This window comes from Pseudonocardia autotrophica (assembly GCF_003945385.1).
Taxonomy (GTDB): Bacteria; Actinomycetota; Actinomycetes; order Mycobacteriales; family Pseudonocardiaceae; genus Pseudonocardia; species Pseudonocardia autotrophica.
The window spans coordinates 549257-575585 of record NZ_AP018920.1 but is presented as its reverse complement, the minus strand read 5'-3'; the positions used below and the strand labels follow the sequence as shown (position 1 = coordinate 575585).

The 26329-nt window shown below is 71.1% G+C and carries 30 protein-coding genes, 1 tRNA gene and 4 pseudogenes; 16 read left to right on the top strand and 19 right to left on the bottom strand.

The features are described from left to right. The first annotated feature begins 91 nt into the window (after positions 1 to 91). Genes Pdca_RS02835 through Pdca_RS37920 form a run of 3 tightly spaced genes read left to right on the top strand, consistent with a single transcriptional unit; the run spans position 92 to position 2367 of the window. Positions 92 to 475: an ArsR/SmtB family transcription factor gene (locus Pdca_RS02835; protein WP_085916494.1), complete on the top strand. Its 384-nt coding sequence runs from the start codon at positions 92 to 94 to the stop codon at positions 473 to 475. Beyond that, on the top strand, positions 472 to 1596 hold the full coding sequence (arsB, locus tag Pdca_RS02830; RefSeq protein ID WP_125911220.1) for an ACR3 family arsenite efflux transporter: 1125 nt from the start codon (positions 472 to 474) through the stop codon (positions 1594 to 1596). Before Pdca_RS02835 ends, arsB begins: the two co-directional genes overlap by 4 nt. A 33-nt stretch (positions 1597 to 1629) precedes the next feature. Further along, positions 1630 to 2367 (top strand): arsenate reductase/protein-tyrosine-phosphatase family protein, encoded by a 738-nt coding sequence (locus tag Pdca_RS37920; protein ID WP_085916703.1) that lies wholly within the window; start codon positions 1630 to 1632, stop codon positions 2365 to 2367. Between the two features lie 105 nt (positions 2368 to 2472). On the opposite strand, the gene Pdca_RS36245 is transcribed toward Pdca_RS37920, so the two are convergent. Together Pdca_RS36245 and Pdca_RS36240 are read right to left on the bottom strand one after the other, a co-directional pair. Further along, entirely contained in the window at positions 2473 to 2709 is a 237-nt protein-coding gene (locus tag Pdca_RS36245; RefSeq protein ID WP_197719900.1) for a hypothetical protein, read from the bottom strand. Positions 2710 to 2739: 30 nt separating this feature from the next. Further along, positions 2740 to 2976, bottom strand: coding sequence for a hypothetical protein (locus Pdca_RS36240; RefSeq protein WP_197719899.1), 237 nt, complete (start codon positions 2974 to 2976; stop codon positions 2740 to 2742). Between the two features lie 59 nt (positions 2977 to 3035). Between Pdca_RS36240 and Pdca_RS02815 the strand changes: the two genes are divergently transcribed. Then, positions 3036 to 3341, top strand: coding sequence for a hypothetical protein (locus Pdca_RS02815; RefSeq protein WP_085916702.1), 306 nt, complete (start codon positions 3036 to 3038; stop codon positions 3339 to 3341). A gap of 45 nt (positions 3342 to 3386) precedes the next feature. Here the strand turns inward: Pdca_RS02815 and Pdca_RS02810 are convergent, their stop codons facing one another. Beyond that, entirely contained in the window at positions 3387 to 3956 is a 570-nt protein-coding gene (locus tag Pdca_RS02810; protein ID WP_085916701.1) for a L,D-transpeptidase, read from the bottom strand. Between the two features lie 520 nt (positions 3957 to 4476). Between Pdca_RS02810 and Pdca_RS02805 the strand changes: the two genes are divergently transcribed. The 4 genes from Pdca_RS02805 (at position 4477) to Pdca_RS02795 (ending at position 7637) form a co-directional block, all read left to right on the top strand. Beyond that, positions 4477 to 4968 (top strand): hypothetical protein, encoded by a 492-nt coding sequence (locus Pdca_RS02805; protein ID WP_085916700.1) that lies wholly within the window; start codon positions 4477 to 4479, stop codon positions 4966 to 4968. A 169-nt stretch (positions 4969 to 5137) separates the two neighbouring features. Then, positions 5138 to 6175: a PLP-dependent cysteine synthase family protein gene (locus Pdca_RS02800; RefSeq protein WP_085916705.1), complete on the top strand. Its 1038-nt coding sequence runs from the start codon at positions 5138 to 5140 to the stop codon at positions 6173 to 6175. Continuing rightward, positions 6175 to 6651 carry an MFS transporter gene (locus Pdca_RS36635; protein ID WP_232021389.1) on the top strand — a complete coding sequence of 159 codons (477 nt, stop codon included), beginning with the start codon at positions 6175 to 6177 and terminating at the stop codon, positions 6649 to 6651. The genes Pdca_RS02800 and Pdca_RS36635 overlap by 1 nt, the downstream gene beginning before the upstream one ends. After that, the gene (locus Pdca_RS02795; protein WP_232021616.1) at positions 6537 to 7637 is read left to right on the top strand and encodes an MFS transporter; all 1101 of its coding nucleotides are present in this window, start codon (positions 6537 to 6539) and stop codon (positions 7635 to 7637) included. The genes Pdca_RS36635 and Pdca_RS02795 overlap by 115 nt, the downstream gene beginning before the upstream one ends. Before the next feature lie 88 nt (positions 7638 to 7725). Here Pdca_RS02795 and Pdca_RS02790 read toward each other — a convergent pair whose 3' ends face one another. From Pdca_RS02790 to Pdca_RS36620, 11 genes and pseudogenes are all read right to left on the bottom strand, one after another. After that, a complete protein-coding gene (locus tag Pdca_RS02790) occupies positions 7726 to 8649 on the bottom strand; it encodes a F510_1955 family glycosylhydrolase (RefSeq protein ID WP_125911219.1) in 924 nt (307 codons plus the stop codon). 398 nt (positions 8650 to 9047) lie between these two features. Continuing rightward, positions 9048 to 9716, bottom strand: a complete 669-nt coding sequence (locus Pdca_RS02785) for a DUF305 domain-containing protein (protein ID WP_232021388.1) — start codon at positions 9714 to 9716, stop codon at positions 9048 to 9050. Positions 9717 to 9803: 87 nt separating this feature from the next. Next, positions 9804 to 10250, bottom strand: coding sequence for a DUF6153 family protein (locus Pdca_RS02780; RefSeq protein WP_125911218.1), 447 nt, complete (start codon positions 10248 to 10250; stop codon positions 9804 to 9806). Between the two features lie 53 nt (positions 10251 to 10303). Next, positions 10304 to 11623: an NADH-quinone oxidoreductase subunit N gene (locus Pdca_RS02775; protein ID WP_232021387.1), complete on the bottom strand. Its 1320-nt coding sequence runs from the start codon at positions 11621 to 11623 to the stop codon at positions 10304 to 10306. 228 nt (positions 11624 to 11851) lie between these two features. Next, positions 11852 to 13357: a complex I subunit 4 family protein gene (locus Pdca_RS02770; protein ID WP_085916694.1), complete on the bottom strand. Its 1506-nt coding sequence runs from the start codon at positions 13355 to 13357 to the stop codon at positions 11852 to 11854. Positions 13358 to 13366: 9 nt separating this feature from the next. Further along, positions 13367 to 15199, bottom strand: a complete 1833-nt coding sequence (locus Pdca_RS02765; RefSeq protein ID WP_232021386.1) for a proton-conducting transporter transmembrane domain-containing protein — start codon at positions 15197 to 15199, stop codon at positions 13367 to 13369. 3 nt (positions 15200 to 15202) lie between these two features. After that, positions 15203 to 15421 carry an NADH-quinone oxidoreductase subunit NuoK gene (locus tag Pdca_RS02760; RefSeq protein WP_307724086.1) on the bottom strand — a complete coding sequence of 73 codons (219 nt, stop codon included), beginning with the start codon at positions 15419 to 15421 and terminating at the stop codon, positions 15203 to 15205. A 79-nt stretch (positions 15422 to 15500) separates the two neighbouring features. Beyond that, positions 15501 to 16061: an NADH-quinone oxidoreductase subunit J gene (locus tag Pdca_RS02755; protein WP_085916693.1), complete on the bottom strand. Its 561-nt coding sequence runs from the start codon at positions 16059 to 16061 to the stop codon at positions 15501 to 15503. After that, positions 16062 to 16202 (bottom strand): hypothetical protein, encoded by a 141-nt coding sequence (locus tag Pdca_RS36630; protein ID WP_232021385.1) that lies wholly within the window; start codon positions 16200 to 16202, stop codon positions 16062 to 16064. It abuts the gene before it with no gap. 56 nt (positions 16203 to 16258) lie between these two features. Next, positions 16259 to 16483, bottom strand: a pseudogene (locus tag Pdca_RS36625) (NADH-quinone oxidoreductase subunit H); the annotation flags it as partial. Positions 16484 to 16647: 164 nt separating this feature from the next. Further along, the gene (locus Pdca_RS36620; protein ID WP_085916931.1) at positions 16648 to 18411 is read right to left on the bottom strand and encodes an IS1634 family transposase; all 1764 of its coding nucleotides are present in this window, start codon (positions 18409 to 18411) and stop codon (positions 16648 to 16650) included. A gap of 361 nt (positions 18412 to 18772) precedes the next feature. Here Pdca_RS36620 and Pdca_RS02740 point away from each other — a divergent pair, with 361 nt between their 5' ends. The 4 genes and pseudogenes from Pdca_RS02740 to Pdca_RS37425 all read left to right on the top strand — a co-directional run bounded on the left by Pdca_RS02740 (position 18773) and on the right by Pdca_RS37425 (position 20362). Then, entirely contained in the window at positions 18773 to 19462 is a 690-nt protein-coding gene (locus Pdca_RS02740) for a hypothetical protein (RefSeq protein ID WP_145993365.1), read from the top strand. Next, on the top strand, positions 19459 to 19803 hold the full coding sequence (locus Pdca_RS02735) for a hypothetical protein (protein ID WP_170205946.1): 345 nt from the start codon (positions 19459 to 19461) through the stop codon (positions 19801 to 19803). Before Pdca_RS02740 ends, Pdca_RS02735 begins: the two co-directional genes overlap by 4 nt. Continuing rightward, positions 19794 to 20243: pseudogene (locus Pdca_RS02730) on the top strand (cell division protein FtsK); the annotation flags it as partial. The gene Pdca_RS02735 and the pseudogene Pdca_RS02730, both read left to right, overlap by 10 nt. Then, positions 20240 to 20362: a hypothetical protein gene (locus Pdca_RS37425; RefSeq protein WP_269462835.1), complete on the top strand. Its 123-nt coding sequence runs from the start codon at positions 20240 to 20242 to the stop codon at positions 20360 to 20362. The pseudogene Pdca_RS02730 and the gene Pdca_RS37425, both read left to right, overlap by 4 nt. A gap of 31 nt (positions 20363 to 20393) precedes the next feature. Here Pdca_RS37425 and Pdca_RS02725 read toward each other — a convergent pair whose 3' ends face one another. The 3 genes and pseudogenes from Pdca_RS02725 to Pdca_RS38160 form a co-directional block, all read right to left on the bottom strand. After that, positions 20394 to 21266, bottom strand: a complete 873-nt coding sequence (locus Pdca_RS02725; protein ID WP_085916922.1) for an IS3 family transposase — start codon at positions 21264 to 21266, stop codon at positions 20394 to 20396. 53 nt (positions 21267 to 21319) lie between these two features. Next, entirely contained in the window at positions 21320 to 22471 is a 1152-nt protein-coding gene (locus Pdca_RS02720) for an IS30 family transposase (protein ID WP_125911214.1), read from the bottom strand. 140 nt (positions 22472 to 22611) lie between these two features. Next, positions 22612 to 22782: pseudogene (locus Pdca_RS38160) on the bottom strand (transposase); the annotation flags it as partial. Between the two features lie 95 nt (positions 22783 to 22877). On the opposite strand from Pdca_RS38160, the pseudogene Pdca_RS37740 reads away from it, so the two are divergent. From Pdca_RS37740 to Pdca_RS02700, 4 genes and pseudogenes are all read left to right on the top strand, one after another. Continuing rightward, a pseudogene (locus tag Pdca_RS37740) lies at positions 22878 to 23858 on the top strand (replication initiator); the annotation flags it as partial. A gap of 92 nt (positions 23859 to 23950) precedes the next feature. Continuing rightward, on the top strand, positions 23951 to 24403 hold the full coding sequence (locus Pdca_RS37735) for a replication initiator (RefSeq protein WP_331852685.1): 453 nt from the start codon (positions 23951 to 23953) through the stop codon (positions 24401 to 24403). Beyond that, entirely contained in the window at positions 24297 to 24614 is a 318-nt protein-coding gene (locus Pdca_RS37730; RefSeq protein WP_085913680.1) for a helix-turn-helix domain-containing protein, read from the top strand. Before Pdca_RS37735 ends, Pdca_RS37730 begins: the two co-directional genes overlap by 107 nt. Continuing rightward, on the top strand, positions 24614 to 25777 hold the full coding sequence (locus Pdca_RS02700) for a tyrosine-type recombinase/integrase (protein WP_085913559.1): 1164 nt from the start codon (positions 24614 to 24616) through the stop codon (positions 25775 to 25777). The genes Pdca_RS37730 and Pdca_RS02700 overlap by 1 nt, the downstream gene beginning before the upstream one ends. Positions 25778 to 25844: 67 nt before the next feature. Here the strand turns inward: Pdca_RS02700 and Pdca_RS02695 are convergent. Both Pdca_RS02695 and Pdca_RS02690 read right to left on the bottom strand, forming a co-directional pair. Further along, positions 25845 to 25917, bottom strand: a tRNA-Lys gene (locus tag Pdca_RS02695). A gap of 143 nt (positions 25918 to 26060) precedes the next feature. After that, positions 26061 to 26276, bottom strand: coding sequence for a hypothetical protein (locus Pdca_RS02690; RefSeq protein ID WP_125911212.1), 216 nt, complete (start codon positions 26274 to 26276; stop codon positions 26061 to 26063). Positions 26277 to 26329: the final 53 nt, after the last annotated feature.

Here is a 26329-nt window from a genome sequence, read left to right as displayed (position 1 = left end):
TGCGGGCGGGCGAGCTAGCTGATTCGATGTAGGTCGAAGTTCACACGCCGTCGGCTTGCGCTGTTGGTTCGATGCTGATGAAGATAGACGAGTGTCGAATCTGTCGCCGTTGTTGGTCTCGTCCGCGGCCACCCGCGCTGCGCTCAGCTCGGCGGAAGCCGCCGAGGTCGCCCCCGCGTTCAAGGCCCTCGGTGACCCCGTGCGGCTGCGGCTGCTGTCGTTGATCGCCGCCCATGAGGACGGGGAGGCGTGTGTCTGCGACATCTCCGGCGCGTTCGAGCTGACCGGGCCGACGATCTCGCACCACCTCAGGGTCCTGCGCGAGGCCGGCCTGGTCACCAGCGAGCGCCGCGCCACCTGGATCTACTACCGGGTGCACCCGCAGACCGTCGCGATGCTTGCCGACGTCCTCGTCCCCGCCGGTTCCCCCCTGCGCAGCACCTGTGCCCCCGATGGAAGTGAACTGCCCGCATGAGCGCCACCCCCGACACCACCGCCGGCCAGCCCGGGCCGTCCGGCGACCCGGTCGTCACGAAGCTGTCCACCCTCGACCGGTTCCTGGCGGTGTGGATCCTCGCCGCCATGGCCGTCGGCCTCGGCGCCGGACGACTGATCCCCGGCCTGGGCGAGGCCCTGGACGCCATCACGATCGACGGGATCTCGCTGCCGATCGCGCTCGGGCTGCTGATCATGATGTACCCGGTGCTGGCGAAGGTCCGCTACGACCGCCTCGACACCGTCACCGGCGACCGCAGGCTCCTGATCACCTCGCTGGTGCTCAACTGGGTCCTCGGCCCGGCACTGATGTTCGCCCTGGCCTGGCTGATGCTGCCCGACCTGCCCGAGTACCGCACCGGGCTGATCATCGTCGGCCTCGCCCGCTGCATCGCCATGGTCATCATCTGGAACGACCTGGCCTGCGGCGACCGCGAGGCCGCCGCCGTGCTCGTCGCGCTGAACTCGGTGTTCCAGGTCGTCATGTTCGGTGTGCTCGGCTGGTTCTACCTGATCGTGCTGCCCGGCTGGCTCGGCCTGCCCGTCACCGACGTGTCGTTCTCCACCTGGGACATCGTGAAGTCGGTGCTGGTGTTCCTCGGGATCCCGCTGCTCGCCGGATACCTCACGCGCCGGTTCGGCGAGAAGGCCAAGGGCCGGGCCTGGTACGAGGAGACGTTCCTCCCGCGGATCGGGCCGTTCGCGCTCTACGGGCTGCTGTTCACCATCGTGCTGCTGTTCGCGCTGCAGGGCGAGGCCATCACCTCCCAGCCGCTCGACGTCGCCCGGATCGCGCTACCGCTGCTCGCCTACTTCGCCCTGATGTGGGCCGGCTCCTACGCCCTCGGCAGGGCGGTCGGCATGGGCTACGAACGCACGACCACGCTCGCGTTCACCGCCGCCGGCAACAACTTCGAGCTCGCCATCGCCGTGGCGATCGGCACGTTCGGCGTGACGTCGGGGCAGGCCCTGGCCGGGGTCGTCGGGCCACTGATCGAGGTCCCGGTGCTCGTCGCGCTGGTGTACGTGTCGCTGTGGCTGCGCCGTCGCATGTTCTCCACCACCGACACATCGCTGTCTCGGTCGAGCAGGCCCCGATGAGCACCCGCTCGACCGGCGAGTAGCGGACATGTCATGGACGCCTTCTCGTCCGACCCCGCGCCGGTCGTCGCCGCCATCGCGCGACGGCGCCCGGCGGGCGGCCGCAACCTCGAACACTTCGCGCTCAGCAGCCCACACGCCCGGTTCTATCAGGCCGTCGACGAGCTGCGCCGCAGATTCCACGGCACCTTCGGTCCCGAGACGGTCCAGGCCGTGGTCGTGGACGTGTTCACCGAGCTGGCGCTGACCGCTCGCATCACCACCCACCTGCCTGTCCTCGCCGCCCGCCACGCCCACGAGCGGCTCGCGACAGCAGCCCGGTCCCAAGGAGCCACCATGACCACCACAGCCGCCGTCCCCGAAGTCCTGTTCGTCTGCGTGCACAACGCCGGCCGCAGCCAGATGGCCGCCGCCCTGCTGGCCCACCACGCGGCCGGCGCCGTCCGGGTCACCTCGGCCGGATCCGCCCCGGCCGACAGCATCAACCCCGCCGTGCGCGAGGTCATGGTCGAAATCGGCCTGAACCTCGACACCGAGTTCCCAAAGCGCCTCACCACCGAGGCGGTCGAAGCGGCCGACGTCGTGATCACCATGGGCTGTGGCGACGCCTGCCCGGTGTTCCCCGGCAAGCGCTACATCGACTGGGAGCTGACCGACCCCGCCGGCAAGACCGCCGAGCAGATCCGCCCCATCCGCGACGACATCGACACCCGGGTACGCCACCTGCTCGCCGAACTGACCGGCACCCCGACCAGAGCGACGACGTCGTGACCGAACACCTGGGTAGTGGGGCGCGGTTTGTTCTGCGTCGGCAACAGCGGCAAGCCCGACATGGCTGACAGGCTCCTGCGCCAGGCCGCTGGCGCCGCGTGGCGCTCATCCTGAGGAGATCGCACCGTTCCCGGAATCCGCTGGGGGCGTGAGCGCGAGCTGGCGTCGATGGTGGTCGAAGTGCTGGGTCCCGAAGTGGTAGACATCGAGCACGCTCATCCTCGGCGTGAAGTAGGGGTCCCACCCGGTCGGCACGTGCATGCTCCAGGCCAGGCTCCGCTCAGTCTCGGCGGCGAGGCCCCGTTGCAGAGTGCCAATGACGGCGTCCAGCAGGGCCGTCATGGCACACGGGGACAGCAGGCGAGCCGCGATTCAGGGACCGAGGTAGTTGATCGCATGGAAGGGTCGGCGCCCTGCGTTGAGGCTGGCGGCGAAGCGCTGGCTGTAACCGATTCGGCCGAGCGTGCGTACCAGGGGAAGCAGCGTCCGCACGACTCCGTAGCCGAGGACCATGTGGAACAGCAGTTCCCGGTTCGTCCAACGCGTCCCGTGCGTCAGGCGGCCCAAGTCGGCGGGCGACGCCTCCTCGCTGACCTGGTGCGTGTCCATGCGACCGCCTCCGTCACGATGCTACTGCCGCCACGGCGCGCTCGGGGCACACTGTTGTGATGCGGATAGAGCTGCTGGTGGTACCGAACTGCCCGCACGAGGACATCGCCTCCACGCGTCTCCGCCAGGCCCTCGACGACACCGGACATACCGGTACCCCTATCGAAGTCCGGACCGTGATCGCCGAGACCGTCGACGCAACCCCGCAGTTCGCGGGATCACCCACGATCCTGATCGACGGAGCAGACCCGTTCGCCGAGCAGGCCACCGGGCCAGGCGCATTCTCGTGCCGCGTCTATCGCTGCGAGGCCGGGTTATCGGGCGCCCCGTCGGTGGAGCAGCTGCGGAGGGCGTTGCCTCGCTGACACCTGCCGCGGCAGCGCGCTGCCGGCACGTTCATAATTGCTTGGTCAGCCGCTCGCCGGTGCTCCGGCGCGCGCTTTCTGCTCGACGGAGGCGTTGACGACCTGGACCTTGTCGCCCTCGGCGAGGTCGTTGAAGAACGCTTCTGCCTCGGGTAGATCGAGCTTCACGCACCCGGCCGACGCGCGTTCGCGATCCCCGCCGTGGAACGCGACCCCACCGTCGGCGAAAAAGACAGCCCACGGCATCGGCGCGGGGTTGCCGTCGGGGCCGGTGAACTCGCCACTGACATGGTCCTTGTTCTTGCGATACACGCGGAACGAGTGCCCGAGCGGGGTTTCCTGCCCGGCGCCGCCCGAGGCGATCGGGACCGGGCCTCGGGTGACTTGGCCGTCGCGGATCAGCCATGCTCGCTGCGTTTCGAGATCGACACACGCGCGGGTCGAGATCGAGCACGGAGTGCCGGGCGCCGCCGGCTCGGCGTGCGCCTGGGCGGCGACGTCACTGTTCTCGGTATCGGCGAGCGCGGTACCGGCGAGGCCGATCCCGGTCGCCGTCACCAGGCTCGCCACCATGAGCCGGCCGAACCGGGTCCGCAGCGTCGCCGTGCTCCGCATTCGCACTCCTCGTGGTTGGTCGCGCTACGCCACCGGGCGTGACGGGGCGGGTGTTCTCCTGTCACGTAAGACGTCCGGCAGCGTCCGAGGTTGTCACGCAGCGGTGCCGATCCTGTCGCCGTCCGTGACTCCACCGGAGAAGACGACCGGGCGCTGATCGGTGTGCACGGTGGCTGCGGCTCGACTCGGGGCGTGCAGATGCTCCGTGGGGCCACCGAACCGCCGCCCCGGACCGGCTGTGGCCGGGCGGCCTCGCTCCATGGCGCCCGTGGGCACTGGGACTTCGGCGGGTGTCGGTTCAGGCTCAGACGCGGCGACCTCGGCGAGGAACGGCCGCACGCGCTGGGCGCTGTCGGCGCGGCCGGAGCGGATCTACTCACCCGACCGCGTCCGCGCCGGCGACGCTTTCGTCGGCGAGTCCATCTCGGCGCCGTCATCGACGATGGCGAGCGGATCGCCGGGCATGGACCGCGATGCCGCGCCCCGGCGTGCCGATCCCCGTTGATACGGTCCGGTCACTGTGAGCGACCCCGTCGACGAGCTGAAGACCCGAGCACCGGGTGTCGGCGTTCGCCGGTTCGTCCTTTTTGTCGCTCTGGCCGCGGTCGCGCTGATCTGTGGACTGCACCCGGTCGCGTCGGCGCACGGGCCTGAGCTCGTGGTCGGAGGGCCACCGGCGCAGTCGGCGGAGCAGCAGCTGTTCGCGAGTGCCGCGGTCGATCAGTCGTCGTCGCACCATCACGACGAAGCCGGGACCGAGGGCTCCGGTGCGCCGCATCCCGACCACGATGCTCCGGTCTGCCATGACGCCGGCAGCCATGACGAGTCGACTCTGACCGCTCGCGGGGATCGCCCCGTCCTGCCCGATGCCGTCGCGGGAGCGGGCATCGACGTCCGTGTGGTGGCTGCACCTCGTGCACCCCCGTGGATGGTCGGCGCGGTCGAGACCACGCCCGCTCGCCCGGAAGGCGGGCGGCACCACCTGACGCTGGCACAGATCTCTCGGACGTAGAGGCCAGGCGACCTCGGGCTCTCACCCCTGGTCGCCGTCTCCTCCCGTCCCATCACCGCTCCCTGGCGCGGCGTGTCGCCGCGCCTGAATGAGGTCTGTCGTCATGTCTCTGCCCTTTACGACCCTCCCCCTCGATGGCCCAGGCGTCGCGCCCCGGCGTTGCGTGAAGTTGACCGACGTCGTCGGTTCCACCCCGACGGTGTGGATCGACGCGCCGTTCGCCTCCGGCGGGCGGGGCTTCTGGGCCAAGCTCGAAGGCACCAACCCCGGCGGGATCAAGGACCGCCCCGCCCTGCACATGGTCGAGCAGGCACGCGAGCGCGGTGATCTGCAGCCGGGTGGCCGGATCGTCGAGTCGACCAGCGGAACCCTGGGGCTGGGCCTGGCCCTGGCCGGGATCGCTTACGGGCACCCGGTGACGCTGGTGTCCGACCCGGGCATGGAACCGCTGATGTACCGGCTGCTGTGTGCCTACGGCGCCGAGGTGGTGACCGTGCAGAGCCCGGCGGCGTGTGGTGGGTGGCAGCAGGCGCGCCGCGAGCGCGTCGCCGAGGTGCTCGACCGGCATCCCGACGCGTGGTGCCCGGACCAGTACAACAACCCCGACAACGTGTCCGCCTACGCCCCGCTGGCAGACGAGCTGCGCAGCCAGCTCGGCCGCATCGACGTGCTGGTCTGCTCGGTCGGCACCGGAGGACACTCGGCGGGCATCTCGAGCGCGCTGCGCCGGCATCTGCCCGACCTCGAGGTCGTCGGCGTCGACACGGTGGGGTCGACGATCTTCGGGCAGCCCGCGCGGCCGCGGCTGATGCGCGGCCTGGGCTCGAGCATCCATCCGCGCAACGTCGACCACAGCATCTTCAGCGAGGTGCACTGGGTCGCCGCTCACGAGGCGGTGTCGGCGTGCCGGGCGATGGCGTGTGCCAGCTACTCCAGCGGAGGCTGGAGCGTCGGTGCGGTCGGCACGGTGGCCGGCTGGCTGGCCCGGACCCGACCGGAAGGCACCCGGATCGCCGCGATCTTCCCCGACGGGCCGCAGCGCTACTTCGACACCGTCTACAACGACGAGTTCTGCGAGGCGAAGGGGCTCACGATCAGCGGCCCGCCCGTGCACGACCCGGACGAGATCGACCGACCGGACGCGGTCGAGGTCCACCGCTGGACCCGCTGCACCACCGTGCTCGCACCCACCGGGCCGGAGAGCTGATGCGGGTCCTCGACAGGTACCGGTCGTTCGACCGGCCGGTCCAGCTGCTGCTGCTCAACCAGCTGACCATCAACCTCGGCTTCTACATGCTCATCCCGTACCTGGCCGATCACCTGTCCCAGGGACTGGGGCTCTCGGTGCTGGTCGTCGGGGTGATCCTGGGTGTGCGGAACTTCTCCCAGCAGGGCATGTTCCTGGTGGGGGGCAGCCTGGCCGACCGGTTCGGCTACAAGCCGATGATCGTGGCCGGGTGCGCCTTGCGGACCGGCGGGTTCGCGCTGCTCGGTCTGGTCGACAACGTGCGACCCTGGTCGTGGCCTCTGCCGCGACCGGGTTCGCCGGGGCGCTGTTCAACCCGGCCGTGCGCGCCTACATCGCCCGTGATGCCGGGGAACGCCGGGTCGAGGCGTTCGCGCTGTTCAGCGTGTTCTACCAGGCGGGCATCGTGGTCGGCCCGGTCGTGGGTCTGCTGCTGACCGGCATCGACTTCGCCGTGACCTGTCTGGTAGCGGCGGCGGTGTTCGCGGTGCTCACGGTGCTGCAGATCCGGGCGCTGCCGGCCCGTGGCGGCGACACCGACGGGGAACCGAGCGGATCGGCGACCGGTCCTGGGCCAGTGGCGCGACGTCGCCGCGACCCGCGGGTTCCTGCCCTTCTCCGTCGCGATGATCGGTACCTACGTCCTGTCCTACCAGGTGTATCTGGCGCTGCCGCTGCACGCCCGGACACTGGCCGGGCAGGGCGACCTGGGCACGGCGCTGGTGACCGCGCTCTACGTCGTCTCCGGCGGGGTCACCATCGCCGCGCAGATGAAGGTCACCGCGTGGTGTCGTGCGCGCTGGGGCCGGCCGGTTCGCTCAGTCGTGGCCTGGTCGTGCTCGGTGCGGCGTTCGTGCCCCTGCTGCTCGCCGATGCCCTGCTCGTCGTGCTCCCCGACGTCGGCGCCGTGGCCGCGACCGTGGTGGGGGTGGCGGCGTTGCTGATGACGGCGGCGCTGCTCGCGATCGGGACCGCCGTGGTGCTTCCGTTCGAGATGGACACCATCGTCGGGCTTGCCCGCAACCGGCTCGTCGCGACCCACTACGGCTTCTACAACACCGTGTGCGGGGTGGGGATCCTGCTCGGGAATGCGGGGACGGGCTGGGCGATCGATCTCGCCCGCTCCGCCGGGGCCCCGTATGCGCCGTGGCTGGTGCTGCTGGTGATCGGGCTGCTGTGTGGGCTGGCCCTGGCCGTGCTGTATCGGCGTGGCCTGCTCACCGCCCCCGACGACGACAGTGGGGCGGCGCCCAGTGAGCCCGCCGCCGATCCGGCGACCATCCGGCTGCGGGCGGTCGACCCGCACGACGACCGGCCGACGCGCCCGCTACCACGCGTCCGCCCAGGTGAACGCAGAGGGGCGGCAGCGTCGGCGCCGACACGCCCCCTGGCTGATCTGCCTGGCGCCGTCCGGCGCCGGTGACTCCTGCGGGGGTGGGGTCCACGACCCCACCCCCGAGGGCGGCAGGACGACCACATGCTGTGGCGTCTCGCCGATGGGCGATCGCCGGTCAGGCGAGACGCTGCAGTGTGGCGCCGCCGTCGGTGGAGCGCTCGACGCCGTCGTCGGTCACGACCGTCAGTCGGCCTCCGGGCTCGGCGGTGATCGCCTGCGGGGGGCTCGCGGTGCCGCCACGACGCTGCCAGGTCGTGCCCTGGTCGTAGCTGGCGTGCACCGTTCCATCCGGTCCGATCCCGTACACGGTGCCGTCGTCGGCCCATGCCAGGTAGGCCAGCAGCGGGCTGTCGGCGACGGTGGTGAAGGTGGCGCCGCCGTCACGGCTGGCCATGACTCCGTCCTCGGTGGTGGCCAGGATCCGGGTGCCGTCCCCAGGGGCCAGGGCGACGTCGAGGGCGGCCAGCGGGGCACGTTCCTGCCAGGTTCGTCCGCTGTCGCTGCTGGTCATCAGCAGCCCGCGGGTGGCGTCGAGGCCGACGACGGCCGTGCCGTCGACGTCGAGCGCGTGGAAGTCGACCTGGCCGTGCAGGCTGACCGGCTCCCACGTCGCACCGCCGTCGGTGCTGCGGACCAGGCCGAGCGGGTTCGGCGTGCTGGTGTCCTGGGGGGCGGGGTGGCCGCTGGCCAGATACGCCGCCGGCCCGGCGACGGTGAAGCCCATCAGATCCGGCCCACCGGCCGGCGGCGAGTCCTGCCGCGGGGCCAGTGTCCCCTCGCCGGTGAGGCCGAACAGACCGTGGTGGCCTGCGATGACGATGCCGCCGTCGGCGGGGTCGACCCCGACCCCGTGGACGTGACCGACCTGGTCGAACAGGCTCGTGGTGTCGGCAGCGGCGGGAGAGGTGCCCGGCTGAGCCGGTCCGCCACAGCCGGCCAGCAGCACGGCGATGCCGGCGGTGAGCAGGGCATGGACGGGGCGGTATCGAGTCCTGCGGCGGTGGGGGTTCGGGCGGGGTACGGGTTGTCTGTCGATCATCAGCAGCGGTCGTTCCTCTTCAGCCGGGTCGTGCTCCGGCAGCGCGGTGAGCTCGGCGGGCCGAGCCGTGAACAGGATGTGGAGACCGTCCTGGCTGCGCGGTCATCGACCGTCGCCACATGCCGCGCGGCGGTCCGCAGCGGGCGTGCGGGCAGACAGCGCTCGCACCGCGCACCCGAGCAGGCAGCGCAGAACCGCACGACCGGGCTCGGACGTGGCAGCCGCGATCACGGCAGGCAGCGGACCTCGAACAGCGGGCCGATTCGCGCTCTTCGCCATCGGACAGCCTCCATCGTCGATACGGGCGGGGGGTATGTCACGGCTTACCGTACATACCCCCCACCCGTATCGGCCAGGGGTGAGCGACCTTTCGGCGCCGGCTCCCCTGACCGGGGCTGTCAGCCGAGGAGCTCGCGCATCTCGGTGATCTCGGTTTCCTGGGCGTCGACGATCTGCTGGGCCAGTGCCGTCGCCTCGGGGTTGGTCCCGTTGGCGAGTTCGGTCTGGGCCATCTGCACCGCACCTTCGTGGTGGGCGATCATCATCTCGAGGAACATGCGGTCGAAGTCGGCGCCGTTGGCCTGCTTGAGCTGGCCCATCTGCTCGGGGGTCATCATCCCGGCCATGCCGCCGTGATCCATGCCGCCCTGTTCCATACCGCCTTGGCCCATACCGTTCTGGTCGGGGCCGTGGCCCATCGACTCGTGGTCCATCCCGGGCATGGCGCCGGGTGCGGGTGCGCCCCAGGCGGTGAGGAAGGCCTGCATCTTGGCGATCTCCGGGCCTTGGGCCTGCTCGATCTCGGTGGCGAGGCGGCGGACGTCGTCACTGCCGGCGCGGTCGGTGGCCAGCTTCGACATCTCCACGGCCTGCTGGTGGTGCGGGATCATGCCCTGGGCGAAGGCGATGTCGGCCTGGTTGTGCTCGGCCGAGATCGCCGCGCTGGGGGCGGCGGCGCTGGTTGGGGCGGGTGCCGGGTTCGCGGGCGCGGCGGCGCCGGTGGGGTCCCCGCTGCCGCAGGCGGTCAGGACGAGGGCAGCAGTCAGTGTCGTGGCCGCGGCGGCCACGTTGGTGATCTTCATGTGTGGTTCTGGCTCTCCGTGTCGGAACGGGTGATCGGGCCGGGTCCGGCGCTCTGTCGCGCCGGGGGCCGATCAGGTCCGCATCACGCAGAGCTGGGCGAGTCTTCGGGGGACGGGCGGTGGCCGCTGGGCCGGCATGCCGTGGGCCAGCTGCCGGGCCGGGGTGACCGAGACCGGGAGCGTCAGGCGTCCGAGGAACAGCCACGCCGCGAGCAGGGCGAGCCCGGCGGCGGCCAGCACCGCCAGGCACAGGTGCAGCAGGTGGGCGTCGTGCTCGCCGTGGTCGGCCGGCATCGGGTCGTGGTCGGCCGCGGCCGCCACCGGAGCAGACGGCGGCGCGGAGGCTGCGTCGGCTCGATGGTCGGTGGGTCCGGCCACGGACGCTGCGACCGCAACCTGATGCCCGGTGTCCGGGGCGGGGGCGGCCGCCGGGACGACAAGCGCGTGCATCCCGACGAGACCGAGCAGGACAGGCAGGACCAGCAGCACCAGCTGCAGTCCGTATCGCCTGTCGCTCATGTCGACCACGGTACCGGCGTCGCTGCGTGGCTCGTGCGGGCCGTGCGTGCCGCTCAGGGCGGTGTCCCGACCACGGCCAGGACCACACCGGCGCACACGCCGAGCAGCAACGACACCGCAGCGGTGCCGAGTGCCGTCCACCGCGCCCACGGGCGTGACCGGGTCCCCGATCGCTCGTGGACGACGTGGACGACGGAGCCGGTGGCGCCGTCTGTGTCGGTGTCGGTGTCGGTGTCTGTGTCGGGGGCGGTGAAGGCCGCGGCGATGACGCGCAGGTAGTAGAACAGCGAGGCGACGGTGTTGAGCACGGCGAGCACGACCAGCCAGACCAGGCCACCGTCGACGGCCGCGGTGAACACGACGAGCTTGCCGAACAGCACCGCGGTCGGCGGGGTGCCGACCAGCCCGAGCAGCGCGACGACGAAGGCGATCGCGAGCAACGGGTCGCGGCGCGCCAGCCCGCGGTGCCCGTCGATGCTGCGCTGGGCGGTGGCGGCGACCACGGCGAAGGCGGCCACGTTGGTGAAGGCATAGGCGGCTAGGTAGAACAGCAGCGCCGGCTGGGCCAGCGGTGCGCGGCCGGCGACGGCGACGGCCATGAGCAGGTAGCCGACCTGGGACACGGTCGAGTAGCCGAGTAGGCGCAGTATCGAGGTCTGGGCGAAGGCGGCGAGGTTGGCCAGGGTCATGCTCGCTGCGGCGAGGATCGCGACCAGCAGCGGCCAGTCCACGACGTCGGCGGGGATGGCGGAGTCGAGGAGCCGGTAGGTGGCGACCAGGGCGCCGATCTTCGGCAGCGTGGTGATCACGGCGGCGACCGCGGGTGGGGTGCCGTCGGCGACGTCGGGCACCCAGAAATGGGCCGGGACCGCGCCGGCCTTGAACGCCAGACCGGCGAGCACGGCGACGAGCCCGACCGCCGCGGCGCCGCCCGGTCCCCGGGTGATTCCCTCGGCGACGCCCGCGTAGCCGGTTGCCCCGGCCACGCCGAACAGCAGGGTCACTCCGGCCAGGGTGGTGACTCCGGCGAGCGCGCCGGCGAGGTAGTACTTCAGCGCCGCCTCGGTCGCGGTGCCCTGCTTCGCCCAGCCGGCCAGGGCATACAGCGGGACGCTGGCGAGCAGGAACGCCGCGAAGAGCAGGATCAGGTCGGCTGCCCCGCCGAGCAGCATCGAGCCCAGCGCGCCGAGCTGGACGAGCACCACGAACTCGGTCTCGCGGCGGTGCCCGGCGACGGTGTCGCCGCACAGCGCGATCAGGGCCAGTGTCGTGACGAGCACGATCGCCCGGGTCGTGTGCGTGGCGGTGTCGAGGACGTAGGTCCCGAACACCATCTCGGGCGGCCGGGTCGCGGCGAGGGCGGTGGCCGCCAATCCGATAGCGGCGGCGAGTGCGGCCAGTAGCCGGATGGTCCACTGGCGTCGGCGTGGGGTCCAGGCGCCGAGCAGCAGCCCGGCGACCGCGCCGAGCAGCAGCGCGATCTCGGGGAGCAGGGCGGTCGGGTCACCCGCGGCGCCGGCGTCACGGTGCGTGCGGGCCGTACGGGCGGGCGACGCCGGCCCGCCCGCCTGACGCCGGCCCGGACCATCATGTCCATGTGCTCACCGGGCGACCAGGTCGTTGACGGTACGAGCGGCCGGCTCGATCACGTCGAGCAACACCCGGGGCAGCAGGCCGAGGACGGTGGCGAGCACCAGCAGGGGCACGATCGCGAGCAGCTCCCGCACACCGAGGTCGGGGAACGGGCGCGGTGTGCCGGGCGCATCCGGCGTGCGGGTCGCGCCGGGCAGCATCCGCGCCATGGAGAGAAGGAACAGCGCCGCGGTGATCAGGACGCCGGTCACCGCGATGACCGTCGCGACCGGGGCCGCGCCCAGTGCTCCGGCGAAGATCTGGAACTCGGCGATGAACCCGGAGAACCCGGGCAGGCCGAGCGAGGCGAACGCGGCGACGGCGAACAGGCCGGCGAAGCGCGGCGTGCGGGTCGCGAGCCCGCCGTAGGCGGCCATGTCGTAGGTGCGGCCGCGGTCGTGCAGGGATCCGGCCAGCAGGAACAGCGCCGCGGTGATCAACCCGTGGCTGACCATCTGGTAGGTCGCGCCCGCGGTGGCCAGGGCGCGGGCCTGCTCGCTGCTGCCGGCGACCAGCCCGGCCGCGCCGAGCCCGAGCAGGACGTAGCCCATGTGGTTGACCGAGGTGTAGGCGATCATGCGTTTAAGGTCGGTCTGGGCGAGCGCGACCAGCGCACCCCAGAGCACCGAGACCACCCCGAGGACCACGGCCACCAGGGCGAACTGGCGCCAGCTCGCGGGCAGCAGGGGCATCGCGATCCGGACGAAGCCGTAGGTGCCCATCTTCAGCAGGATCCCGGCCAGGATCGCCGACCCGGCCGCAGGGGCCTCGGTGTGCGCGGGTGGCAGCCAGGTGTGGAACGGGAACAGCGGGGTCTTGACCGCCAGCCCGACCCCGATCACCAGCACGGTCAGCCCGGCGTACACGCCGCCACCCGCCAGGGGGTTCTGCTCGGCCAGCGCCGGGATGTCGAAGCTGACCCGCGGCCCGGCCAGGACGAGCAGGATGAACCCGAGCAGCAGCGCCAGCGAGCCCAGGAAGGTGTAGAGGAAGAACGTCAGCGCCGCCCGCCGCGCCGGGGCGCCGGTGCCCCACCCGGCGATCACGAAGTACATGAACACGATCGACAGGTCGAAGAACAGGAAGAACAGGATCAGGTCGAGCGCGACGAACAGGCCCGCGCTGACCGCCTGCAACGCCAGGAACAGCAGCACGAAGCCCTTCGGCCGGGCGATGCCGCGCAGCGTGTAGACCGCGGTCGCGGTGAACAGCACCGCGGCCAGCGCCAGCAGCGGCAGCGACAGGCCGTCGACGCCGAGGTGATACGAGACCCCGGCGCTGGGGATCCACGCGAGTCGCTCCACCGAGCCGTAGCCGGCGGCGGGCAGGCCGGCCCAGACCACGGCGATCAGCACGAGCTGCACCAGCCCGGTCGCGACCCACGCACCGGCGAACACCCGGGTCCCGGCCCGGGCCGGCACCACCGACAGCGCGACCGCGACCAGGGCGGGCCAGAACACGATCAACGACAGCAACGGGTCACCTCACAACGAGGACGAGGACGGCCAGCGCGGCGAGCAGGGCGAACCCCACCGATGCCTGCGCGTAGTACTGGTGCAGCTGCCCGGTCTGCGGGCGCCGGGCGGCCCGGCCGAGCGCGCGGGCGCCGTCGGCGATCCCGGCCACGGCACGGTCGACGCCGCGCTCGCCGTGCGCGGTGACCAGCGTGGCCAGCCGGGCGGTCGCGCGGGCCAGACCGGACGGGACGCGGGCGAGCCCGCGGTCGTCGACCCGGGCCAGCACCCCGGCCAGGACCAGCACCGGCCGGGCGAGACCGCGCTGGGCGAGCTCCTCCAGGTCGAGCCAGCGCACCACCACCCCGGGGCGAGGACCCGCTCGGCATAGCGTCGGGCCACCAGGACACCGATGCCGGCGAGTACGGCGGAGGCCGCGAGCTCCCAGGCCTGCGGGGCCGGCTGCGGGCGCAACGGCGCCGGCCCCAGCGCCAGCAGCCCGGCGGCCGCGGCAGCGACGGCGACGGCGAGCACGACGGTCGTCGCCACGGCCGGGCGGGGCAGGCGGGTCGGTCCGGTGTCGGTGACCGGCCCGGCGGTGGGGCGCCAGACCAACCACAGCGCACGTCCGGTGTAGAACGCCGCGGTCCACCCGGCGACCAGCCCGGCCACGTACAACACCGGCGAGACCGCCGGGGTCGCGGCCAGCACGGCGTCCTTGCCGACCCACAACCCGAACGGCGCCAGCCCGGCCAGCGCGAGCGCCCCGACGGTGAACGCGGCGCCGACCACCGGGTGCCGGCGCGCGGCGCCCCGCAGTCCACCGGTGAGGCTGCGGCTGCCCAGGGTGGCCAGCCACAGCCCGGCGACCAGGAACAGCAGGCTCTTCACGGCGGCGTGTGCCACAGTCTGCAGCGCCCCGGCTTGGGTCGCGGCGGTCCCGGCGGCCAGCACGATGAACCCGATCTGCGAGCAGGTGGACGCGGCGAGCAACTGTTTGAGGTCGTCCTGCACCGCGGCGACCAGGCCCAGCACCAGCGCTGTGGCCACACCCACCCACGCCACGAGTGGCGCCGCCCAGCCGGTCACCTCCAGCGCCGGGGCGGTGCGCAGCAGCAGGTAGCCACCGGCGGCGACCATGGTGGCCGAGTGCAGCAACGCCGAGGTCGGGCTTGGTCCGTGCATCGCCCCGGACAGCCAGAAACTGAACGGCAGCTGCGCGGACTTCCCGAGCGCCGCCAGCACGACACCCGCGACCGCGATGTGCAGCCAGCCGCCGTTCAGGCCCGGAAGGTCGGCGAGTGCCATCGTGCTCGCCCCACCGGCCAGCATCGCGCCCGCGGCGACATACAGCCCCAGGTCCGCGGCGCGCGTGGTCAGGAACGCGACCGTCCCGGCGCTGGTGCCCGCCCGGTCGTCGATGCGGTAGCCGATCAGCGCCCAGCTCATCGCGCCCATGACTTCCCAGGCCATGAGCAGCACGGGCAGTGTCGTGGCGGTGACGGTGGCCAGCATCGCCCCGGCGAAGATCAGCATCAGCCCGTGGAACCGGCCGGTCCGCAGCTCCGGCTCGGCCGCAGCGACGACGAGCGCGGCGACCAGCACCGCGGCGACCAGCACGACCAGCACCGCCGACAACCCGTCCACCGCGAACCCGGCCCGCACACTGGCAAGCAACGCCACCTCCGACGCCGGCCGGGTGAGCGCGGCGGCCACAGCGACCGCGAGGGTGAGCGCGGCCGACGCGACGCCGGTCGCGGTGGCACCGCGGGCCGGGCGCGCCACGAGTAGCGCCGCCCCGGCCACGGTCGGCAGGCCGATGAGCAGGGCGAGCAGCACGGCACCGGGCACGGTGCTGGGCACCGCTCAGCCCTCCAGCTCGGTGGCAGAGTCGGTCATGTCGACGCGCTTGGCCCGGTAGATCGCGGTGACCACGGCGAACCCCATCGCCATCTCGATCGCCATCGCGGTCACCACTGCCACCACGATCACCTGACCGTCGGCGGCCGGGGCGAGGAAGTACCAGAACGCGGCGGCGGCCAGGATGATCCCGTTGATCATCAGCTCCAGGCCCATCATCAGCATCAGATCGACTGCTGGGTCAGCGCGCCGAACAGCCCGATACACAACAGCGCGGCGGCCACGAGCAGGAACGCCTCGAGGATCATCGACCGACACCCCCGCCCGCCGGGTCGTCGGCCCGCTCGCCGTCCAGATCGTCGCCGAGCCGGTCGTAGCGACCGCGCCCGGTGGACAGGACCACGGTGGCCACGATCGTGGCGAACAGCGTCACGCCGAGCACCATCATCGTCAGCATGTGACCGCCCATCAAGGCCTCGCCCAGCGCGACGGTCGGGTCCGGCGCAGGCGTACCGCGGCGTTGCGGCCAGTCCACGACGAGGATCCCCGCGGCCAGCCCGGTGAACACCAGGCCCGAGATGACGGCGGCGCCGCGGGTGTTGTGGAACATCGACATCGGCATCAGCCCGGCCGGGTTCATCATGAACATGACCATGAACACCGCCATGATCACCATCTCGATGATCATCATCAGGATGATGACGATGCCGAGGTAGGCCAGCCCGGTCATCAACACCATCGCGGCGACCGCGAGGAACGACACCAGCAGGCAGAACGTCGCGCGCGCCATCGAGTCGACGCCGAACACCAGCACGCCGGAGGAGAGCGCCAACAGGCTCAGCACGCAGAACACGGCGAGAACCATTCACATCCCTCCCCGGGCCAGCACGACGATTGCGACCACGAGCGCCTGCACGATCGTCAGCGGCACCAGCACGACCCAGGAGATCTCCGCCCAGCGGTCCATCCGGATCGTCGGAAGCCGGTGGCGCAGCCAGACCAACACGCCAGCACCGCTGTGGTCTTGAGTCCCACCCAGGCCCAGGCGGGCAGCCACGGCCCGTGGCCGCCACCGAGGAACAACGGGACTGCCATTGCCGCGGCGGCCACGAGCAACAGCCGGCGGCCGGCCGCGAACAGCAGCCGGTCCACGCCGGACAGCTCCGCCGCCGCGCCCCCGGCGGTGTCGCGGGCCACCGGGGCGTCGAACGGCCCCCAGAACGCCATCGCGGCCGCGCTGAGCAGGTAGACCACGAATGCCGCCGGCATCAGCACGACGAACCACAGGCCCGCCTGGGCGTCGACGATGTCGGTGATCCGCAGGCTCCCCGCGGCCAGGCCCGGGTTCCGCAGCTGATGTTGGGGCTGGACACGGAATTTAGGGTGTGACCTGGGGGAACGCGAGAAGCTGCCTGGACAGGCGTGTGTCCAGGCGGTGGTGTTCGTGCTGGTCAGGGCGTCGTGGCCGGCCCGAGTTCGATGATCTTCTTCGGTGTGTCGATGCCCAGCTTGGTGAGGATGTCGCGTTGGGCGGCGGAGAGCTCGGTGCGTTGCCGGAAGGTGCCGGCGGGGCCTTCGAAGGTGCCGACGTGGAGTTCTTGCAGGTCGTCGCGGACCTGGTTCCAGGTGCGCCCGGTGGTGGTCTCGACGATCCGAACCAGCAGCAGCGCGAGCCAGCAGAGGATGACATGGGCGCGGATCCGGTCTTCGAGGCGGTGATAGACCAGCCGCAGTTCCAAGGTGGTCTTCATGTCCCGCCAGCCGCGTTCGACCTGCAGGAGCTGCTTGTAGCCCAGCGCGATGTCCTCCGCGGACAGGTGCGGGTCCGAGCAGCGCAGCAGGTACTTCCCGTCCAGGTTCGCCTCGGCGGTGATCTTCTTCTTGTCGACGCGGAGCAGGCCTTTCGGGGTGACGCGCAGGAACCGGTTCAGCCCTGGCATGGTCGAGATCCGCCCGCGCAGCTCGGCCCGCTTGGTCACGCTCAGCTGGTCGCTCTCGGCGATCAGGGCGGCCAGCTTGGTGGTCATGACCTCGCGTAGCGCGGCATCGCGCTCGGCCTGTTCGGGGTTGAAGCAGAGCACGAACCGTTCATCGGTAGCGATCTTGACTTCCTTGACCTGCAGGTTGTCCCGAACATGCTGGTAGCGGCCCTGCCGGGACAGCGCCGCGGTGGCCTCCGCCGAGCCCGAGCGGAGCTTCTCGCCGATGATGTAGTGCCCGCCGCCGCGACGCAGCTCGCGGCGGTTCGCCGCGGAGGAGAAGCCGCGGTCGGCGACCCACATCACTCGGGCCAGGGTCCAGTCCCGCATGTCTTCGCGGGCCTGGCGGATCAGCGCCGAGTCGGTGGTGTTGCCCGGCCAGCACCACACCCGGACCGGGATCCCGGCCCGGGTGACGGCCATGCCGATCACGACCTGGGGCAGGTCGTCACGGGAGTCCTTCGACTTGCCGTAGGTCCGAAACCCCACCCCGTCGCCTGCGGTATCCCCGCCGGACTTGTCGGTGCCGCTGTCAGCGTCGTTCTCGGTGCCGGTGTCACCCGACGGGTCGGGGGCCGGTCGGCCGCGGGTGTCACGAGTGATCGGGTCGTCGGGGCCCTCGGTCTCGAAATAGGTGGAGGTGGTATCGAAGAACAGCAGGTCGACCTCGTGATCGAGCAGGGTGGCGACCTGCCAGAACACCTCCCGCTCCAGCTCCGGTGCGATGTCGAGCAGCCAGTCCATCGCCCGGTAGCAGGCATCGTCGCTGGTCTCGGGCAGGCCGTCGATGTGCGCGCGCCGGGTGACCCACCCGGCCGCGGCCAGCTTCGTGCCCGGGTCCAGCGCCCGGTTCGCGACCAGCGCGAACAGCACCCGCTCGGTGCGCGGATCGCGCTTGCGCCCCTCGAGCAGCCGCGCCATGACGGTGTCGATCCCGAGCCGGCGCCACAACGCGTCGAGCACCAGCGTGCCGCCGACCGGGCGCGACGAGGTGAACGCCAACTCCGCCGGACCGGCACCGGACGAGGTCAGGGCGGTGGCCGGGTCGAGTAGCCGAGTCAACGACGCGACCAGACGCTTGATCGCGTCGCGGTCGAGCTGATCCTCGCGGCCGAAGCTGTGCAGCACCTTCGGCCGGGACGTCTTCGTGGCCGGGTCCCACTCGTTGTGGGTCAGCTGCAGGTACCGCACGGCCGTGCCGTCCCTGTTTCGCCGCGTTGACACCCGCACATGCACGTGTCCAGACGATACACGACAACACGCAGCTCACACGCTCGAACATCGATCGAACGTGTGTCCAGTACTTTCGTCGTTCCGGACCTACCGCGACCCACTGACCTGGGACGATACCGCGGCGTGTGTCCAGAATCGGCCATCAGCTGCGGAACGCGGGCTCCTGCTACCGCGCCCGCGATGGTCTGATCGAGATCGGATCGGTCACCTGGGCGCCGATGCGTTCGTCGGCGAAGCCACGGTCCTCGAGCTCGGCTCACGCATCGACGACGGCGGCCAACTCGGCCACACCTCCGCACTACTGAGTGGACAGGTGATACCCGCCGGCGAGCGCTGGCACGGATCACCGGCCCGCCCCGCCGGCGTGAACTACTCCACTGTCCCGCCCGCCAAGTGCGGACCGACCCGGAAGATCCTCTACACGCTGGTGCAGCTGACCCTCGTCCTGGGTGTCGCCGTGCCGCTGGCACTGGGCGGTATCGCGCTGCTGTTGCGCGAGATCCCACAGCTGACGGCGCTGCTGTTCCCCGGACCAGAGGCGTTCGTCCACTGGTACTTCTACGCCGAAATTCTCGCTCTGAGTTTCGTGCTGTTCTTCGGCGTCCTGCTGCTGGCGTTCCTGGTGATGATCACCCTTCCGCGCCTGATGGCGTACGCCGTCCGACCGGACCGGGTCTACCCGCTCTACGGGATCCACTACTTCCTGCACCAGACCGTCGCGCTGCTCACCAACAGCATCACGTTCACGATGCTGCTCGGGGACAGCTCCGCCATCCCGCACTACCTACGGGCCGTGGGCTACAAGCTCCGGCCCCTGGTACAGACCGGCAACAACTTCGGGATGCTGATCAAGCACGAGTCGCCGTATCTCACCAGGATCGGCACCGGCACCGTCGTCGCCGACGACCTCTCGATCGTCAACGCGGAGTACTCGCACGCCTCTTTCGTTTGTCGCAGACCACGATCGGCACGAGCAGTTTCTTCGGCAACCGGATCGCCTACCCGTCGCAGGGCAGGGTCGGGAACAACTGCCTGCTCGGCACCAAGGTCATGATCCCGATCGACGGACCGGTTCGCGAAGGTGTCGGCCTGCTCGGCTCCCCGAGCTTCGAGATTCCCCGCACGGTCGCCCGCGACGCACAACTCGAGCTCGGCGAGCAACGACTGCGGCGCGCGCTACGGGGCAAGAACCGGCACAACGCCGTCACGATCGCGCTGCACCTGGTCGTGCGCTGGCTCTACTTCTTCGGGATCGCACTGCTGATCCCCGCGATCGCGATCTGGGAGGTCACCCTCGGCGCAGCCGAAATCCTGGTCGCGCAGATACTGATCACCGTGCTCACCGTCGGCTGGTTCACCGCGGTCGACCGGTCGATGCGGCGACTGGGGCCCTGATCCGCTACGTCGGGGACCGCAAGACCCGGGAGGCGATCACCGAGCGGATCGCGCTGTTGACCACGCAGGGCCGCGCGCTGGGCTTCACCGTCCGGGGCTACGTGCAGGAGCCGACGAAGGACACCGTCCCGGTCCGGGAACTGTTCCCGCGACGGGTGTGCCTGCGGGTGGCGTCCAGGTCGCACGTTGGGATGGTGCTGGGTGAGCACGCCTACGACCGGGGTGCGTGGGCGAACCGGATCGGGGAGTCGGAGGCCGGCGTCGGCTACCTGTTCGGTGAGGGCATCCGCGAGCCGCTGCGTGTGCGGGCGGGGTGGGTGTCGGACGAGGCGATCAAGGCCCTGGAGGGCTTCGTGACCGGCGCCGTCCCGCGGACCACCGCTGCGCCGGTGCTGGCGCTGCCCTCCCCCGCCGGGCATCAGGCCGGAGGTGCCGCGTGACCGCCCCGGAGGCACCCACGGTCCCGGTCGACCAGGACAAGCTCACCCGAGCGCAGAAGGCCATGCTGGCGCTGTCCAGCGAGGTCGCCACGCAGCTCGCCGAGGACCACGGAGCCTGACCCAGTTCTCCGGACACGTCGGGTTGGGTGATCATGCCGCGGTAGCGGCGGTTCTGTGAAGGTGTTCGAACTCCGCCGAGGACCGGTCGGCGATGCTGGTGTGGCGGCGGCGCGGGTTGTACCAGGCCTCGATCCACTCAAAGATCGCCGACGAGAGTTGCTCGGATGAGTCCCAGTCGCGGGTGTCGAGCAGTTCACGCTGCATGGTCGACCAGAACGACTCGATCAGCGTGTTGTCCACGCTTGAGGCGACCCGGCCCATTGAGCCGAGAAGCCCGGCCTCGCGAAGCCGGTGCCCGAACACCCATGAGGTGTATTGCGATCCGCGGTCCGCGTGCAAGATCGCGCCGGGCTGCGGCTGGCGGCGCCACAGCGCCATCTGTAGGGCGTCGACGACCAGTTCGGTGCGCATGTGATCGGCGATCGACCACCCGACGATCATCCGGGAGAAGGCGTCGATTACTGCGCAGCAGTACACCTTCCCGCTGGCGGCCGGGTGTTCGGTGATGTCGGTGGCCCACAACTGGTCGGGCTCGTCGGCGACAAAGCGACGCTGGACCAGGTCGTCGTGTGGAGCCGGCAGCGGCCGGTCTCGCCCGCGTTTGCGGCGGTGGCTGATCCCGGCGATGCCCGCCACCCGCATGAGGCGGGCGACGCGTTTGCGCGCGCAGCGCACCCCGAGGCCCAGGCGCAGCTCGGCGTGCACTCTCGGTGCCCCGTAGCTGCGTCGCGACATCACATGGATCTCGACGATCGTCGCCGTCAGCGCGGCGTCGGCCGTGGCTCGTGCCGAGGGGGCGCGGCTCGACCAGTCGTAGAAGCCTGACCTGGACACGCGGAGGACCCGGCAGGTCACCGCGACGGGGATCCCGTCCGCGGCCAGTTCCTGGACCAGCGGGAACACTATTTTGGGAGGATGTTCTCCCGGGCGAAGTAGGCGCTCTTGGACTCAACCCGTCAGCGCAACAGTGCTTCGAATCTATCAGCCGGGGTGTCGAAGTCGAGGGTCTTACGGGGGCGCGTGTTGAGTCGGTGGGCAATCTCGTCGAGCTGGGCCTGGGTGACGTCGCCGAGGCTGGTGCCCTTCGGGAAGTACTGCCGGAGCAGCCGGTTGGTGTTCTCGTTCGTGCCGCGCTGCCAGGGGCTGGCCGGGTCGGCGAAGTAGACCTCCAGCCCGGTCCGCGCAGTGACGATCTTGTGTCGGGCCAGTTCCATCCCGCGGTCCCAGGTCAGCGAGCGGCGCAACTGCTCGGGCAGCCGGCACATCTGCTGCGACAGCGCCCAGGTGACGGTGTCCATGTCGCGTCCCTGCAGGGCGACGAGCACGGTGAACCGGGTGGTGCGCTCGACCACGGTGGCGATCTGGGTCGTGCCGCGCCCGAGCAGCAGGTCGCCCTCCCAGTGCCCGGGCACCGCCCGATCGGCGACCTCGGCGGGGCGCTCGCGGATCGAGACCGCGTCGGTGATCTGCGAGCGCCACTGCCCGGTGGTGGTGTTGTGCACGTTGCGCCGGATCGGCCGCCCCGACCGCAAGTGCTTCTGCAGGGTCTTGGCCAGTACGCCGCGGGTCTGCACGAACAGCGACTTGTAGATCGTCTCGTGCGACACCCGCATCCCTGAGCCCGGCTCGAAGTGCTTGGCCAGGTGCCCGGCGATCTGCTCGGGCGACCAGTCCTCGCCGAGTCTGTCAGCGACGAACCCGCGCAGCAGCGGACGCCGCGCGAGCAGGCACACCTTCGGGCGCCGTGCCCGGCGCCAGGCACGATCCTCGGCGTCGACCGCCCGGTACTTGCGCCGGCCCTTGTTGCGGGCGATCTCGCGGCTCACCGTCGAGGCGGGTCGGCCGATCTCGGCCGCGATCGCGCGCATCGACTTGTTCTGGCCCAGCCCGCGCGAGATCTCCTCGCGCTCGGCGGCAGTCAGCGTCCCCGGTCGGCGCCGGCGTGGCGGCGGAACATAGCCCCCGCTCGACTTGAGCACCGTGAACACTGAACCCGGGGGCCGCTCGATCGCCCGAGCGATGTCACTGATCGACTCCCCGCGCCCCCAGCGGACCCACAGATCAGTGCGGTCCTCATCGGACATCCCCGGCCTGCCCAAGCGTGCCATCGCCCACCCCTATCATGATCAACTACCTGTGGGGTGTTGCGCTGACCGGTTGAGTCCAAGCTGGCCCGCTTGAGGATCTCCACTTCCATCTCCAGCACCCGGTTACGGCGCCGCAGCTCGACCAGCTCCGCTCGTTCGCTCGAGCTCACGCCCTCGACCCGGCCGGTGTCGACGTCGTCGATGGCCATCCAGCGGCGCAGGCACGACTCGCTGATCCCGAGGTCCTTCGCAATCACGGCGATGGGCTGCTCGCCCTGACGGGCGAGCTCCACAGCACGACGGCGGAACTCAGGCGGACGGGGTGCACGCATCGGTCGGACTCCTCTCCAAGGCGATCATCGCCTCAGGGCAGGTGTCCGGGAAAGTGGGTCAGGCTCCCCACGGCGTCTGTGTCCGCCCGCTGGCCATGCGGCGGATCGACCAGAGCAGCGGGCGGGTCGACGTGGTGCCGGTGCCGTGCGGGTCGACGCGGGAGGACCAGTGCCGCCCGTGTTCGGAGAAGGCCCGACGGCTGCGGATGGTGCAGTGCCGGGAGGGCTGGCACCTCGAGGACGAACCCATCGCCAAGCCTGCTGACCCGACCGCGGCGCAGAAGGAGCTGATGACGGTGCGGGCGGACCTGCACGCCGCCTACACCGACGCCCGCGCCAAGGGCGACGAGGAGGAGTGCGAGGAGATCCGCGAGACGGTCGCCGAGGTGGACCAGGAGCTGCGCGCGCTCGGGGTCCGCGGCCGTCTCGCTCCGCTCGACCCGACACCGCAGACCGTGCGCCGCTCCACCCGCCGTCGGCAGGACGCACCGAACCTGCCCCGTCGTCCGGTGGAGGACCGCACCGTGGGCCGGGTGTTCGGCGGGAAGTACCGGCCCTCCACGTTCCTCACCCTGACCCTGGACTCGTATGGGCGGGTGGACAAGCACGGCGCCGCGCTCGACCCGGACAGCTACGACTACCGCCGGGCCGCCCGGGATGCGATCCACTTCCCGAAGCTGCTGGATCGGTTCTGGCAGAACACCCGCCGCTGCGTGGGCTGGGACGTGCAGTACTTCGGGACCGTGGAGCCCCAGAAGCGCGGGGCGCCGCACTTCCACGCCGCCATCCGCGGCACCATCCCCCGCTCCGAACTCCGAGCGATCACCGCCGCCACCTACCACCAGGTGTGGTGGCCGGCCCACGACGAGATCGTCTACAGCGGGGACCGGCTCCCGCGCTGGGACAACCACCACAAGGCGTTCGTCGACCCGGACATCCGGGCGCCGCTACCGACCTGGGACGAGGCCACCGACCCGGACGCGCTCGCGGCTCCGGCGCACACGGTGGTGTTCGGGCCGCAGGTTCACGTCAAGGGCATCCTCGGCGGGACGGAGGAGGCCGGCCGCCACATCGGCTACCTGACCAAGTACCTCACCAAGTCCGTCGGGCAGGCCGCCGGCCTCGACGCGAGTCCGCCACGTCGCGCCAGCGCGAGCACGCCCGCCGCCTGGCCGCCGAGCTGGCCGTCACGCCGTGCTCGCCGCGCTGCCCGATCTGGCTGCTCTACGGGATCGAACCCAAGGGCGCCCGCCCCGGAACGACACCAGGACATTGCAAGGGCAAAGCGCACAAGCCCGAACACCTCGGCATCGGCGGACGCCGTGTCCTCGTCTCCCGCAAATGGTCCAACAAGAGCCTGTCCGACCACCGGGCCGAGCGGACCGCGTTCGTTCGGCAACTGCTCGACCGGGCCGGGGTGCAGCCCGCCTACGCCGTCGACGACGGCCCGTTCAGCTGGGAGACCACCAGACCCGGGGACTCGGACGTGCCACCCCGCACCGTGCTCCTCCTCCATGCGATCAACCAACGCTCCCGATGGCGCGCGGACTACGACGCCGCCGTCCTGGCGACCAGCGACGCCCCGCCCGACCGTTCGGCAACTCGTGATCACGCGGCCTGACAGGAGACCCGACATGGACGACATGCAGCTCATCGCGCCGCTGTGGACGGTGCAGGACGTCTCGGAGTACCTCCGGGTGCCGGTGCAGACGCTCTACTCGTGGCGCCAGACCGGCTACGGGCCGCCGTGCCGCCGGGTGGGCAAGCACCTGCGGTACCGGCCGACCGACGTCGCCGCGTGGCTCGACGGCCTCGACGACGGGGTGGCGTGATGGCGCGCCCGCCGATGCCGCTCGGCAGCTACGGGGCCATCACCGCCTGGGAGGACGGCTCCGGGTGGGTCGCCAAGACCCGGTTCCGGGACTTCGACGGGGTTTCCCGCCAGGTGAAGCGGCGTGGCCGGTCCAAGGCTGCTGCCATCCGTGCGCTGCGCGCCGCGCTCGTGGACCGGCAGACCCCGGTGAAGGAGTCCGAGGTCGTGCCCGACACGCGGTTCGGCAAGGTCGCGGACCTGTGGCTCGCCGAGGTCGAGGAGGCCGTGGAGTCCGGTCGGCGCAGCCCCGGCACGCTCGACATCTACCGGTCGATCTACCGCCGCCACGTGCGGCCGGCCCTCGCCGACCTGCGGGTCCGGGAGATCACCACGCCGGTCGTGGACCGGGCGCTCGGCGTGATCAAGCAGCGCTCGTCGTCTCGGGCTCGAACGGCGAAGATCGTGATCTCGGGCGTCATGAAGCTCGCCGCCCGGCACGGCGCGATCGCCTACAACCCGGTCCGGGAGGTCGCCCGGATCGACTCCGAGCCCCGCCGGCCTCCGCGCTCCCTGACCGCGGCCGAACGCACGGCCTGGCTGGATGCGGTCGAGCAGAGCACGAAGGCGCGGGACTGGGACCTGCCCGACCTGACCCGGATGATGCTGGCGACAGGGGTCCGGATCGGTGAGGCCCTGGCGGTCGGCTGGTCGGAGGTCGACCTCGACGAGGGCGTGGTGGACGTCCGCTGGCGCCTGGTCCGCCGTACCGGGGTCGGCCTGCTCCGGCTGCCCTCCACCAAGTCGGGCCGCAAGGGTGAGCGCCTGGTCCCCATCCCCTCGTGGGGGCTGACGATGTTGAAGCGCCGGCGCCTGGCGATCGGCCCGGGGGTGGAGGCGGTGTTCCCGGACTCCCTCGGCGGCTGGCGAGACCCCGCGAACGTCCGCCGGGTCTGGCGCCAGGTGCGCGACAACGCCGAGCTGGACGGGCTCGTGAGCCACACGCTGCGTAAGACCGTGGCGAGCTTCCTGGACGACGCGAACGTGACTGTCCGGAAGATCAGTGACCAGCTGGGCCACTCCAAGATCAGCATGACGCAGGACCGCTACCTCGGGCGCAGGCTCACCGACCGTGAGACGGCCGAGGTCCTGGAGGGCATGTTCGACCGCGACGGGGACGGGTAAGTGGTCCCAAAGTGGTACTGCGATCTTGGTGAGATGATCAGCGCGACGCTTTGACCTGGTGATTGTGTGGGCCCCCGGGGGATCGAACCCCGAACCCGCGGATTAAAAGTCCGCTGCTCTGCCGATTGAGCTAGAGGCCCCAGAACCACCCCGACCGACGCCGGGGCGAGACCACCACCGGACGATCTGTCCCCCGGACGGTCCCGGCGATCCCGTGGCACATCGTACAGCTGGGCCGCACCGATCACGTCGATGCGACACCTCCGGACGGGGAGGGTGTTCGCTACTCGCCGCGGCTCTCGATGGTCTCGGTGAGCTCCCGTTTCCAGGCCTCCCGCTCCTCCGGGTGGTTGCGCCCCATGTCGGAGATGCAATCCGCGCAGCGTCCGACGATCGTCAGGAGTGCGCCCGACGAGCAGCGGACGCAGGCGACCGGCTCGGCGATGGCATCCAGCGGGTCCGGGAGGTTCTCGGTGCGCTCGACCACGTCGGTAGTCACGCGCATCACGGTAGCGGACACACGACCCGGTGGATCCGTGCCACGACGGCGTG

Coding starts and splice junctions, on each gene's coding strand:
- arsB (WP_125911220.1), top strand. CDS start 472: ATGAGCGCCACCCCCGACACCACCGCCGGCCAGCCCGGGCCGTCCGGC.
- Pdca_RS37920 (WP_085916703.1), top strand. CDS start 1,630: ATGGACGCCTTCTCGTCCGACCCCGCGCCGGTCGTCGCCGCCATCGCG.
- Pdca_RS36245 (WP_197719900.1), bottom strand. CDS start 2,709: ATGACGGCCCTGCTGGACGCCGTCATTGGCACTCTGCAACGGGGCCTC.
- Pdca_RS36240 (WP_197719899.1), bottom strand. CDS start 2,976: ATGGACACGCACCAGGTCAGCGAGGAGGCGTCGCCCGCCGACTTGGGC.
- Pdca_RS02815 (WP_085916702.1), top strand. CDS start 3,036: ATGCGGATAGAGCTGCTGGTGGTACCGAACTGCCCGCACGAGGACATC.
- Pdca_RS02810 (WP_085916701.1), bottom strand. CDS start 3,956: ATGCGGAGCACGGCGACGCTGCGGACCCGGTTCGGCCGGCTCATGGTG.
- Pdca_RS36635 (WP_232021389.1), top strand. CDS start 6,175: ATGCGGGTCCTCGACAGGTACCGGTCGTTCGACCGGCCGGTCCAGCTG.
- Pdca_RS02790 (WP_125911219.1), bottom strand. CDS start 8,649: ATGATCGACAGACAACCCGTACCCCGCCCGAACCCCCACCGCCGCAGG.
- Pdca_RS02780 (WP_125911218.1), bottom strand. CDS start 10,250: ATGAGCGACAGGCGATACGGACTGCAGCTGGTGCTGCTGGTCCTGCCT.
- Pdca_RS02760 (WP_307724086.1), bottom strand. CDS start 15,421: ATGCTGATGATGGGCCTGGAGCTGATGATCAACGGGATCATCCTGGCC.
- Pdca_RS02755 (WP_085916693.1), bottom strand. CDS start 16,061: ATGGTTCTCGCCGTGTTCTGCGTGCTGAGCCTGTTGGCGCTCTCCTCC.
- Pdca_RS02735 (WP_170205946.1), top strand. CDS start 19,459: ATGATCCCGATCGACGGACCGGTTCGCGAAGGTGTCGGCCTGCTCGGC.
- Pdca_RS02720 (WP_125911214.1), bottom strand. CDS start 22,471: ATGGCACGCTTGGGCAGGCCGGGGATGTCCGATGAGGACCGCACTGAT.
- Pdca_RS37730 (WP_085913680.1), top strand. CDS start 24,297: ATGCGATCAACCAACGCTCCCGATGGCGCGCGGACTACGACGCCGCCG.
- Pdca_RS02700 (WP_085913559.1), top strand. CDS start 24,614: ATGGCGCGCCCGCCGATGCCGCTCGGCAGCTACGGGGCCATCACCGCC.